Consider the following 11,908-nt stretch of genomic DNA (forward strand, 5'->3'; position numbering starts at 1 on the left):
GCCAGCGCGAAAGCGAAACGGCGAGCGTCATGGCAGGCAGACCTTAGGGATCGTGAACGTCGTCTGGTTCTTGTACGGCTGGTTCTTGAGCAGCGTGGTCGCGCTGACTTCCATCGTCTGCGAGAAGCCGAGCAGCCTCGCTACCGGGAACGGCCGGGTATAGACGACGCGCATCGTATAGCGGGCGATGTCGTCCGCGCCGCCCTGACCGGTGCGCGACGGATCGGTGTCGCGCACGCCATTGCCGTTGACGTCGTCGAAACATTCCTTGGAATCGAGCGTACCGTTGCCGTTCTTGTCATAGATCGGCTCGGGCTTGATGAGCGCGTAGGACGCGAAATAATCGCGCTTCGGATAGAATTTGGCGTCCTTGGCGATCAGTTGGATCGCCGTCTGCACCCTCTGGTCGATCGCGCTGTTGCCCGAGGCATTGTCCTCCAGCGCCGAATCGCGTCCGGCCTTCTGCATCTCTCCGTCGAGAATCCCCTGGACATAGGTCTGGAACATCAGATCGCCCAGACCCATGATGAGCGCCACCAGCACGGGAATAATCAGTGCAAATTCGATGATCGTGGCACCACGCCGGTCGGCGAAGAGGAAGCGCGCGCGCCGGATCATTTCGAGATCCGCAGCATCGCGACCGCCTTGGCGATCTTGCGAAAGGTATCCGACAGGCCGCTGCCGGACTCGGTCGCCAGCGCCTGGTCGGGCGTGCTGGCGCACTGGGTCAGCTCGTCGGTGGAATCGGTGCCGAGCGCCACGGTCCACACATCGATGTTCGCCGCCGCCGCCTGCTGGCACAGCGCGAGGAAGCGGGCGTTGTGATACGCCTTGAGATCACCGGTATCCCCGTTGGCGATGCGCCGATCCCAAGCCTCCATGCCGTACAGGCCATAGAGGGTGTCGTTGGGCGACATCGCGCCATCGGTCAGGAACACGATAACGCGCTTGGGTGCGCCGCGCCCGCTCTGCACGGCGTTGTCGCTGGCGAACACGCCGGTGCGCGACAGCAGTCGCATCGCCCACAGCATGCCGGTGTCGTGATAGGTGCCGCCGAGCGGCGCGAAATCGGCGGCGTTGACGTAGGAGCGAACCTGGTCGCGGTTCAGTTCGGAAAGACGCTGAACGGGCTTCCCGCACGAGACGTTACCCGAGTTCTGCATACCGACCGATCCCATCCACGGCCCCAGATTGGTGTCGTCGCCGTTGGTCGTGATCTGGTCAGACGTGGGATAATAGGCGACCTGCCAGCCATAGTAATAATACCAATAGGCATATCTCCGTTGGTATTCGACTTCTGGCCACATCGGTTGCCAGCGCAAGGCACCACTGGGGATCAGGTTGGGGTCGAGGTTGGGCGGCGGATTGGTCGTGCTGTAGCTCTTCGATCCACTGTTGCTGCTGTCGGGTTCCTCGATACAGCCGAGCCAGGCCGAGGTGGACAGCGGGAAGCGGTTCGGCGTCGTGACCGCAGCGTTGCTGACATAGCCGCTGACATCGACGGGATAGCGGTTGTAGGTCCACACCGGGGCCAGATTGCGATTGAAGTTCTGGCATCTTTTGGTCGAGCTGTTCCATTCCTGCCCGGTACGGGTGGCGGTGCCGTCCGATTTGAAGGTTCGCTCGGTGGCCGGATCCCGAACGGAGTTGAAGTTCGTACCACAGGCGGACTGCGCGCGGTTGACGGTGGTCGTGACCGTGCGTGACGCTTCATATTCGCCGGTGATCGTGCGTGACTGGTAGTCGGCAGTATCGCCCGCTCCATTGCCGCCGACGATATAGCTGGTTCCCATCGCGCGGACCGACGCGCCGACGTTGACCGTCGAGGTATAGGGAACGAACGCATAGCGGACGCGCGTCGTCGGCTGTTTCGCGGCGGCCATGGTATCGAAGAAATCGACCACGGCGGTGCGCAGCGCGGCGATGCGCGATCCAGACCGTTCCGCCACCGAATAGCCCGTCGTGCCGACATAGCCGGGCGTGACATTGGCGGTGCTGGTTGCGGGACGGCTATAGGTGATCTTGGTCGCGGTGCCGGCATAGTTGCTGCACGAATCGTCGTCGTCGCCGGGCAGGCAGGCCATTGACCCGGTCGTGTCGAGCACGAACATCACATCGGTATCGGCGATGTCTAGCCGCGCCTCGCAGGTGGTCGTCAGCGTCACGTCGGCGGCGCCGAACATCTTCATCACCGTCATCGGCACGCGCGCGGTCGCGGTGCCGGCGACACGGTTCTGCGCGGTCCTGACAGGTACGAAGGTATAGTCGGATGCGCGCATCCACCCCTGGGCGATATTGTTGTTGAAGAAGTTGCGCGCCTGAAGCGTGGCGTTGGCGTCGAGCGTGTTGTTGCTCGAATCGACCATGAACTTGCGGCCGGCGAGGACGCCCGCGTCGCAGGCCTGTTGCAGCCGGGTCTTGACGACATAGATCCGCGCGGTGTCGACCGCCGATCCGCCCAGCGCGGTAAGCGGGATCATCGAGATCGCCATCATCGCCAGGGTGTTGCCGCGCCGGTCGCGCGACAGCCGGGTGAGCAGCGCGGCGCGGGGAGGCTCCTTCGTTCGCGCCGTCGTATCGTTCATTCGCCCCGCCCACCGTCGATGCCGCGACCGGTTCGCGGCACCTATCCCCCTTGCGCTCTGCACCAATGGGGTTGACGCGGCGTTAAGGGCGGCGATGGACGAAGGTATGAGCAACGACCCCGAACGCGCGCTGGCGCTGACCTATGCCCCCGCCGGCCGCCGGCCTGCGCTGGCGGCGCTGCTGGCGCTCGACGATGCGCTGGGCGATGTGGTGCGCACCACGACCCAGCCGGCGATCGGGCAGATCCGGCTGGCGTGGTGGCGCGATTCGCTCAAACGGCTCGACAGCGCGCCCCCGCCGGCGATGCCGGTGCTGGAGGCGCTGGCGGCGCATGTCCTGCCGCTGGGAGTGAGCGGTGCGCGGCTGGCGGCGGTGGTCGACGGCTGGGACGTACTGATCGAGCGTGAGGTGCTGGACGACGTGGCGCTCCGCGAATTTGCCGAAGCGCGGGGCGGGGTGTTGTTCGCGATTGCCGCCGGGGTGCTGGGCGGCGACGCCGGACGCCCGGCGTCGCCGGGCGAGGGATGGGCGCTGGTCGATCTGGCGCGCTATGCCGATGATGCCGGGGTCGTGGCGCGGGCGATGGCGCTGGCGGACGTATCGCTTGGGCAATCGCTGGCCGGCGTGCCGCGGGCGCTGGGGCTGCTGGCGCTGTCGGCGCGGCTCGACCGGGCGGGGGTGCCGCATGGCGGGCCGAAGCGCGCGGCGCGGCTGGCGTGGTTCGGCCTCACCGGGCGGTGACTCTTGCGCCGCCGCTCGCCCCGCGTAGGATCGTGGCGAAGGGGAGCGGCAGATGGGGCGATTCTTGGCGGGGGTCGGGGCGGCGCTGGCGCTGATGCTGGCGGGGCTGTTCCTGTTCCGCAGCGATGCGGCGAGCGAGGCATTGCCACCGCCGCCCAGGATGGTCGCGCTGGCCGATGCGCCGACGGTCCCGGAGGTGCAGGCCGATGCGCCTGCCGCCTTGCCCCGGACCCGCGAGCAGAAGCGCTTCGGCCGGTATGACAAGGACCGCGACGGGCGGATCACCCGCGACGAATATCTGGCGTCACGGCGCAAGGCCTATGCGAAGCTCGACACCAACGGCGACGGGCGGCTGAGCTTCGACGAATGGGCGGCGAAGACGACGACCAAGTTCGCGACCGCCGACAAGGGGCGCGACGGCGCGCTCGACGCCACCGAGTTCGCGACGACGGCGGTGAAGCGCAAGGCACCGAAGCGGACCAATTGTCCGCCAGCGACCCAGCCGGCGGACGAAGGTTGACGTTCACGTAAACGTAAGGCAGCATCACGCGATGGTTGCCGTTGCCGTGTCGCCGGAGTCCGCCTCCGACCAGTTTTCGATCACCGACATGTGCGCCGAATTCGGCGTGACGCCGCGCGCGCTGCGCTTCTACGAGGATGAAGGGCTGATCGCGCCCGAGCGGCGTGGCCTAGCCCGCATCTATTCGCAGCGCGACCGTGCGCGCCTTGCGTGGATTTTGCGCGGCAAGCGGGTCGGGTTCAGCCTCGCCGACATCCGCGAGATGATCGACCTGTACGACATCGGTGACGGGCGGCGGGTGCAGCGGCAGGTGACGGTGCAGAAGTGCCGTGACCGGATCGCGCTGCTCGAAAACCAGCGGCGCGACATCGATGCCGCGATCGCCGAACTGACCGATTTCGTGACGATGCTCGACGCGCTGCCCCAACAAACCGCGCCGCAGACGCGCGGGACGGAGAAGGATTGATCCCATGCCCAGCTATACCCCGCCGGTTCGCGATACCCGCTTCATCCTCGATCATGTGCTGCGCGTCGGCGATCATGGCAATCTGCCGGGATTCGCCAATGCGACTCCCGACGTGATCGAACAGGTGCTGGAGGAAGGCGGACGCTTCGTCGCGGAGGTGCTGTTCCCGCTCAACCAGTCGGGCGATCGGGAAGGCTGTACCCGCCACGCCGATGGCAGCGTGACGACGCCCAAGGGGTTCAGGGAAGCCTATCGCCAGTTCGTCGAGAGCGGCTGGGGCACGCTGGCCGCGCCCGAACAGTTCGGCGGGCAGGGGATGCCGCATGTCGTCGCCACCGCGTTCGAGGAATATCTGATCTCGGCCAACATGGCGTTCGCGATGTATCCCGGGCTGACGCAGGGCGCGACCGCCGCGCTGCTGGCCAAGGGCAGCCCCGAACAACAGGCGATGTACGTGCCCAAGATGGTGTCGGGCGAATGGGGCGGCACCATGAACCTGACCGAGCCGCAGTGCGGCACCGACCTCGGCCTCATCAAGACGCGCGCGGTGCCGAACGACGACGGATCGTGGGCGATCACCGGCACCAAGATCTTCATCTCGTCGGGCGAGCACGACCTGACCGACAACATCATCCATCTGGTGCTCGCCAAGACGCCGGATGCGCCGGACAATGTGAAGGGCATCTCGCTGTTCGTGGTGCCCAAGTTCATCGTGAACGACGACGGGACGCCCGGCGCGCGCAACGCGGTGTCGTGCGGGTCGATCGAGCACAAGATGGGCATCCACGCCAATTCGACCTGCGTGATGAATTACGACGGGGCGACCGGCTGGCTGGTTGGCGAGGAGATGAAGGGGCTGGCCGCGATGTTCATCATGATGAACGCCGCGCGGCTAGGCGTGGGGTTGCAGGGGCTGGGCGTCGCCGAGACGGCGTATCAGAACGCGGTGGCCTATGCCGGCGACCGGCGGCAGGGGCGCGGGCTGACCGGGCCGCAGGAGCCGGGCGAGAAGGCCGACACGCTGTTCGTCCATCCCGACGTGCGCCGCATGCTGATGGAGGGCAAGGCGCTGACCGAGGGGCTGCGCGCGCTGTGCCTGTGGGGCGCGCTCCAGGTCGATATTGCGCATATGGGCGCCGACGAGGCGAGCCGCGAACTGGCCGACGATCTGGTCGGGCTGCTGACCCCGGTCATCAAGGGCTATGGCACCGACAAGGGCTATGACGTCGCGACCAACGCGCAGCAGGTCTATGGCGGGCACGGCTACATCGCCGAATGGGGCATGGAGCAATATGTCCGCGATGCCCGGATCGCGATGATCTACGAAGGCACCAACGGCGTGCAGGCGATGGACTTGGTCGGGCGCAAGCTGGCCAAGAACGGCGGGCGCGCGGTACAGCATTTCTTCCGCATCGTTACGGAAGAGATCGCGACCGCGAAGGAGAGCGACGCGACACGCGACTTCGCGGAACGGCTGGGCAAGGCGCTGAACGATCTTCAGGCGGCGACGATGTGGTTCGTCGCCAATGGCATGCAGAACCCGAACAACGTCGGCGCGGGGGCGCATTCGTACATGCACGTCATGGGGATCGTCGCGACGGGACTGATGTGGCTGCGGATGCTGACCGCCGCCGAGGCGCTGGCCGCATCGGGCGAGGGCGAGGCGGCGTTCATCGCGGCCAAGCGGGTGACGGCGCGCTTCTATGCCGAGCGCATCCTGCCCGACACCGGCGCGCTGCGCCGCAAGATCGAGGGGGGCAGCGAGGCCGTCATGGCGCTCGACCCGGCGCTGTTCGCGCGGGGGTAGTCCCCCCGCTCAAAACCGTCATCCCGGCCTTCGCCGGGATGACGAAATCGATTACTTTTCGCGCTTCTTGCGATGCGTTTCGAGGTCGAGGACCGCCGAGTCCGCGCCTTCGGGCAGCAGGCCCAGACGCCGCGCGACTTCCTGATACGCCTCGACTTCGCCGCCGAGGTCGCGGCGGAAGCGGTCCTTGTCGAGCTTTTCGTTGGTGACCATGTCCCACAGGCGGCAGCCGTCGGGACTGATTTCGTCCGCGAGGATGATGCGGCTGAAATCATTGTCCCAGATGCGGCCGAATTCGAGCTTGAAGTCGACCAGCCGGATGCCGATTCCCGCGAACAGGCCGGACAGGAAATCGTTCACCCGGATCGCCATGTCGGCCATCTCGTGCAGCTCGTCCTGCGCCGCCCAGCCGAAGCACAGGATATGTTCGTCCGACACCATCGGATCGCCGAGCGCATCGTCCTTGTAATAATATTCGATGATCGTGCGGGGCAACTGCTGCCCCTCCTCGATGCCGAGGCGCTTGCTGATCGATCCGGCGGCGACGTTGCGCACCACGACCTCGATCGGCACGATCTCGACCTGACGGATGAGCTGTTCGCGCATGTTCAGGCGGCGGATGAAGTGCGTCGGCACGCCGATGTTGCCGAGCAGTGTGAACACATGCTCGGAAATCCGGTTGTTGAGCACGCCCTTGCCGTTGATCGTGCCCTTCTTCTGGGCGTTGAAGGCGGTGGCGTCATCCTTAAAATACTGGATGAGCGTGCCTGGCTCGGGACCCTCGTAGAGAATCTTTGCCTTGCCTTCGTAAATCTGGCGACGGCGGGCCATGCGTTTTCCTTCGACGTGATGGTGCGGGGCGGCGGACCCCTGCGATAGAAGCCCGCCGCATAGCCGAAGGGGTGCGCCGGTGCAATCAGGCGCCGTGCGCCATGCGCCGCTCCCACAGCCGCCGGCCGCGCACCCACAGCCACAGGCCGAGCAGCGCCACCGCCAGCGGCGGCAGGCCCACGCCCAGCGCCGCCAGCACCGTGCCGAGCGTCCAGCGCGCCGAGGTGACGGCAAGGTCGGCGGCATGGGTCAGCGGCGAGGCGGGATCGAAGCTGCGGATCGCCTGTCCGGCGCGATAGTCGAACACCACCGGCGTTGCCGCGAGTGACGCGCGCTGTTCGGCGATCGCGGCCTGCGCGGTGCGCGCGGCGTCGATGGCGGTGGCGCGCTGGCGTTCGAGTTCGGCGCGCGCTTCCCGGCCGGTGCCGATACTGCGCGCGTCGATCGTGCGGGTATCGGCGGTCGCGGCGTCGCGGGTGCGGGTCAGTTGCCCGATCTTTGCACCCGCATCCTCGCCGGTGATCTGTGCATCAAGGACCATGCCCTCGGCCGCCTCGACCGCGCGGATGCCGTCGCGGCCGAAGGCGCGCGCCAATTCCGGCGCCAGCAGGAAGCCGAGCCGCGCATCGACGTCGTTGTCGGCATCGCGGCTGTAGCGCATCGCGGTGATCCGGCAGCGGTTGACGCCCAGCCGCTCGCAGGCGGCGGCATGCGCTTCCTGGACCGCCGCGATCCGCTCGGCCGGCAGGCGAAAGCCATAATGATATTGAAAGGCCACACCGGGCGCGGCGGTGACATCGACGCCGGGGGCGCTGTCGGCGGTGGTCGCATCGTCAGCGGTCGTGGTCCCGTCGTCACGGGCGGGATTGCTGCATCCGGCGACGAAAATGAGGGCGAGGATCGAAACGGTAGCGCGCATGAACCACTCCTGTCTTGATTATGGCAAGAATGTGTCATGATTGGGGCAGCCGCGTCAAGTCTTGGCCGTAATCAGTCCGGTAGCGCCAACGCCCGCAGCGTCGCCGCCCTGACCGCGTCCCATGCGGCAGTGCCCGGCGCGATCAGTTCGACATGACCGGCATCCGCGACCCAGTGCAGCCCGACCCGGTCGCCGGCAGCCCGCGCGGCGGTGACATGGTCGTCGGCCATATAGCCGGGCACGATCCGGTCGACGCGGCCGTTCACCAGCGTGTGGGGCACGCCGATCGGCAGCAGCGGCGGGATCGAGGTGTCGGCGAAGCGGTCCGGCCGGTCGCCGACCAGCCGGGCAATGACCTCCGTACCGCAGCCATTGGCGGGATCGCGCTCGACCGCCGCCAGATCGGGCAGGCCGCCGACCGAGACGACATGGGCGATCGGCAGCGGATCGGCGTGGGCGAGCAGGCTGTCGCGCGGCAGGCGCGGCCGTGCCGCCAGCCACAGCGCGAGGTGCCCGCCGGCGGAATGGCCGATCGCCACGATTCGCGACGTGTCGAGCACATGGATCGCGGCATGGTCGCGAAGATGGTCGGCCGCCGCCGCGACGTCGTGGAACGTACCGGGATAACCGCCGCCAGAGCGGTCGACGCCGCGATAATCGATGTTCCACACCGCGATTCCCGCATCCCGCAGGTCCGCCGCGGCCCAGTCCATCAGCCGCCGGTCGGCGATCGAACTCTGCCAGCAGCCGCCATGGACCATCACGACGACCGGCCATCGCCCGTCCGGGCTGCCCGCCGGAAGCCAGAGGTCGACGCACTGAAGCGAATCGGGACCATAGGCGAAATGATGATCGGGCTCGGATCGCGGCCGCTGCGTCAGGTCGGGCCATGTCATCGGCGACGCGGGCGGTGGCGGCGAAAGGGTATCGGCCAAGGCTATGCTCCGGGTCAGTATCGGTATTGATAGTATTGTTGCACTATTGGAAACGTTCTCAATCAGTCGAAACGTATTTTCGTATAATAATTTTGCGAATTGAACATATTCTAGGTTAAGGGCGACGCCGTGGCGGGGGACGCCCGGAATGATTGCAGGACGTTAGGGGCCAGAGACGTGGGACGAATTCGTACGATCGAACGCGACGGTATTCTCGACGCGGCGGAGGCGGTGACGCTGGCAAAGGGACCTTCCGGGCTGACGATCGCGGCGGTGGCCGAACAGATGGGCATTACCAACGGCGGCGTGCAGTACAGCTTCCGCAGCAAGGAAGCGCTGATTACGGCGATGTTCGAGCGGTGGCAGGACGAATATGCCCAGCGGATGGCGTCGTCGTGCGACGATCCAACAAGCGACCATGCGCTGACCCGCGCCCACATCGCCTATGCGGCCAATTATGACGATCGCTCGCGGCGCGGCGCGCCGAGCCTGCTCGTCTCGCTGCTCAATTCGCCGCAGCACATGGTCGCGACGCGCAAATGGTATCGTGAGCGGCTCGACGCGCTCGACATTTCGACCGCCGAGGGGCGCCAGTTGCGGCTGGCGTTCCTGGCGATGGAAGGCGCGTTCCTGATGCGGCTGTTCGGGCTGATCGAGATCGGGTCCGACGAGTGGCGGGGCATCGTCAACGACGTCGTGGCGCTGAGCGATGGCGAGATGCCGCACGAACAGGTGAACGCGCGGTCCTGCGCCGCCTGATCCCGGTTTGTTCCATTTCGCCCCTCGCATGGGGGGCGCTCCCCTGCTAAGGCGGGGGCAATGGCTACCGACCTGACCGACCCTGCGACGCCGATCGGCGTGTTCGATGCGCCGTTCGACAGCGCGCTGTCCGAACGCTACCTTGTCTATGCGCTCTCGACGATCACCGCGCGATCGCTGCCCGATGTGCGCGACGGGTTGAAGCCGGTCCATCGCCGGCTGCTGTGGGCGATGCGGCTGCTCAAGCTCGATCCGGCGTCGGGGTACAAGAAATGCGCGCGCGTCGTCGGCGACGTGATCGGCAAATATCACCCGCATGGCGACCAGTCGGTCTATGACGCGATGGTGCGGTTGGCGCAGGACTTCGCGCTGCGCTATCCGCTGGTCGACGGGCAGGGCAATTTCGGCAACATCGACGGCGATAACGCCGCCGCATATCGCTATACCGAGGCACGGCTGACCCAGGTCGCGATCGACCTGATGGCCGGGCTCGACGAGGATGCGACCGACTTTCGCGCGACTTATAACGGCGAGGAGCAGGAGCCCGAGCTGTTCCCCGGCATGTTCCCCAACCTGCTCGCCAATGGCGCCAGCGGCATCGCGGTCGGCATGGCGACGAGCGTGCCGCCGCACAACGCCGCCGAACTGCTCAACGCCGCAATCATCCTGGTCGATCAGCCGGAGGCGGACGATGCGGCGGTGCTGGCGCAGGTGCAGGGACCGGACTTCCCGACCGGTGGACAGGTGGTCGACAGCCCGGCGTCGATCCGCGACGCCTATGCGACCGGGCGCGGCGGCTTTCGCGTGCGCGCGCGCTACACGATCGAGCGCGAGAAGGGCGGCGGGTGGCAGATCGTCGTCAGCCAGATTCCCTATGGCGTGCAGAAGGGCAAGCTGATCGAACAGATCGCCGCGCTCATCAACGACAAGAAGCTGCCGATCCTAAGCGACGTGCGCGACGAATCGGACGCCGAAATCCGCATCGTCCTCGAACCGCGCAGCCGGACGGTGGACGCGGGCGTGCTGATGGACGGGCTGTTCCGCCTCACCGACCTCGAATCGCGGGTGCCGCTCAATCTCAACGTGCTCGACAAGGACCGCACCCCGCGGGTCATGTCGCTGCGCGAGGCATTGAAGGCGTGGCTCGACCATCAGTTTGTCGTGCTGCGCCGGCGCAGCGAACACCGGCTGGCGAAGATCGCCGACCGGATCGAACTGCTCGACGGCTATCTCGCCGCCTATCTCAACCTCGACCGGGTGATCGCGATCATTCGCGGCGAGGACGAGCCCAAACCGGTGCTGATCGCCGAGTTTTCGCTTACCGACCGGCAGGCCGAGGCGATCCTCAACATGCGGTTGCGCAGCTTGCGCAAGCTGGAGGAGATGGAAATCCGGGGCGAGCGCGCCAAGCTGGAGAAGGAACAGGCCGAGCTGACGCTGCTGCTGTCGAGCGAGGGGCGGCAGCGGACGCGGATGAAGCGCGATCTGGGCAAGCTGCGCGACCGCTATGGCCTCGATACGCCGCTGGGCGCGCGACGGACGATGATCGAGGAAGCCGCGCCGGCACGCGAGATTCCGGCCGAGGCGATGATCGAGCGCGAGCCGCTGACCGTCATCCTGTCGAAACGCGGCTGGGTGCGGGCGCTCAAGGGCCATGTCGAGCTGGCGTCGGCCGATACCGCCAAGTTCAAGGAAGGCGACGGCCCGGCCTTCGCGTTCCACGCGCATACGACCGACAAATTGCTGCTCGCCACCGATGGCGGGCGATTCTTCACGATCGGCGCCGACCGGCTGCCCGGCGGACGCGGCTTCGGCGAGCCGGTGCGGGCGATGATCGACCTCGACGGCGATGCGCAGATCGTCGCGCTGTTGAAGGCCGCCGCGTCCGATCGGCTGCTGCTGGCGGCGAGCGACGGGCGTGGTTTCGCGGTGCGGGTGGCCGATGTGCTGGCCGAAACCCGCAAGGGCAAGCAGGTGATGACGCCCAAGGCCGGCGCGCGGATGAAGCTGATCCGGCCGATCGACCCGGCGCACGACTATGTCGCGGCGATCGGCGACAATCGCAAGCTGGTGCTGTTCCCGATCACCGAACTGGCCGAAATGGCGCGGGGGCAGGGGGTGCAGTTGCAACGGTTCCGCGAGGGTGGACTGTCGGATGCGCGCACGCTGCGCTTCGCCGACGGGCTGCACTGGGCGATGGGCGGCGAGACCGGGCGGACCCGGACCGAGGCCGACCTGTCGCCGTGGCGCGCGGCGCGCGGCGCGGCGGGGCGGATGCCGCCGGTCGGCTTTCCGCGCGACAATCGCTTTTAAAAAACCATCCGCTGGTTTTCAGAAGGTCTTA

At 66.8% G+C, this 11,908-nt stretch carries 11 protein-coding genes; 6 read left to right on the forward strand and 5 right to left on the reverse strand.

What is annotated here, in order from left to right:
* Positions 1-27: 27 nt before the first annotated feature.
* Both ASG37_RS11950 and ASG37_RS11955 read right to left on the reverse strand, forming a co-directional pair.
* On the reverse strand, positions 28-618 hold the full coding sequence (locus ASG37_RS11950) for a TadE/TadG family type IV pilus assembly protein (RefSeq protein ID WP_055760173.1): 591 nt from the start codon (positions 616-618) through the stop codon (positions 28-30).
* Positions 615-2,585, reverse strand: a complete 1,971-nt coding sequence (locus tag ASG37_RS11955; protein WP_055760176.1) for a TadE/TadG family type IV pilus assembly protein — start codon at positions 2,583-2,585, stop codon at positions 615-617. Before ASG37_RS11955 ends, ASG37_RS11950 begins: the two co-directional genes overlap by 4 nt.
* 106 nt (positions 2,586-2,691) lie before the next feature.
* Between ASG37_RS11955 and ASG37_RS11960 the strand changes: the two genes are divergently transcribed.
* From ASG37_RS11960 to ASG37_RS11975, 4 genes are read left to right on the forward strand one after another with little or no spacing between them, the layout of a single operon-like run.
* Entirely contained in the window at positions 2,692-3,327 is a 636-nt protein-coding gene (locus ASG37_RS11960) for a squalene/phytoene synthase family protein (RefSeq protein ID WP_200909755.1), read from the forward strand.
* Between the two features lie 52 nt (positions 3,328-3,379).
* Positions 3,380-3,847: an EF-hand domain-containing protein gene (locus ASG37_RS11965; RefSeq protein WP_055760183.1), complete on the forward strand. Its 468-nt coding sequence runs from the start codon at positions 3,380-3,382 to the stop codon at positions 3,845-3,847.
* A 31-nt stretch (positions 3,848-3,878) separates the two neighbouring features.
* Positions 3,879-4,313, forward strand: a complete 435-nt coding sequence (locus ASG37_RS11970; protein ID WP_055760186.1) for a MerR family transcriptional regulator — start codon at positions 3,879-3,881, stop codon at positions 4,311-4,313.
* 4 nt (positions 4,314-4,317) lie between these two features.
* On the forward strand, positions 4,318-6,120 hold the full coding sequence (locus ASG37_RS11975) for an acyl-CoA dehydrogenase C-terminal domain-containing protein (RefSeq protein ID WP_055760190.1): 1,803 nt from the start codon (positions 4,318-4,320) through the stop codon (positions 6,118-6,120).
* Between the two features lie 51 nt (positions 6,121-6,171).
* Here ASG37_RS11975 and purC read toward each other — a convergent pair whose 3' ends face one another.
* The 3 genes from purC to ASG37_RS11990 form a co-directional block, all read right to left on the reverse strand.
* A complete protein-coding gene (purC, locus tag ASG37_RS11980; protein ID WP_055760193.1) occupies positions 6,172-6,951 on the reverse strand; it encodes a phosphoribosylaminoimidazolesuccinocarboxamide synthase in 780 nt (259 codons plus the stop codon).
* 85 nt (positions 6,952-7,036) lie between these two features.
* Complete coding sequence (locus ASG37_RS11985) at positions 7,037-7,870, reverse strand: hypothetical protein (protein WP_055760196.1); 834 nt, start codon at positions 7,868-7,870, stop codon at positions 7,037-7,039.
* A 71-nt stretch (positions 7,871-7,941) separates the two neighbouring features.
* Complete coding sequence (locus ASG37_RS11990; RefSeq protein WP_235525196.1) at positions 7,942-8,805, reverse strand: alpha/beta hydrolase family protein; 864 nt, start codon at positions 8,803-8,805, stop codon at positions 7,942-7,944.
* A 177-nt stretch (positions 8,806-8,982) separates the two neighbouring features.
* On the opposite strand from ASG37_RS11990, the gene ASG37_RS11995 reads away from it, so the two are divergent.
* Together ASG37_RS11995 and parC are read left to right on the forward strand one after the other, a co-directional pair.
* A complete protein-coding gene (locus tag ASG37_RS11995; protein WP_055760202.1) occupies positions 8,983-9,564 on the forward strand; it encodes a TetR/AcrR family transcriptional regulator in 582 nt (193 codons plus the stop codon).
* Between the two features lie 60 nt (positions 9,565-9,624).
* Positions 9,625-11,877, forward strand: a complete 2,253-nt coding sequence (gene parC / locus ASG37_RS12000; protein WP_055760205.1) for a DNA topoisomerase IV subunit A — start codon at positions 9,625-9,627, stop codon at positions 11,875-11,877.
* The last annotated feature ends 31 nt before the right edge of the window (positions 11,878-11,908 follow it).

The sequence above is a fragment of the Sphingomonas sp. Leaf407 genome (assembly GCF_001425385.1).
GTDB lineage: Bacteria > Pseudomonadota > Alphaproteobacteria > Sphingomonadales > Sphingomonadaceae > Sphingomonas.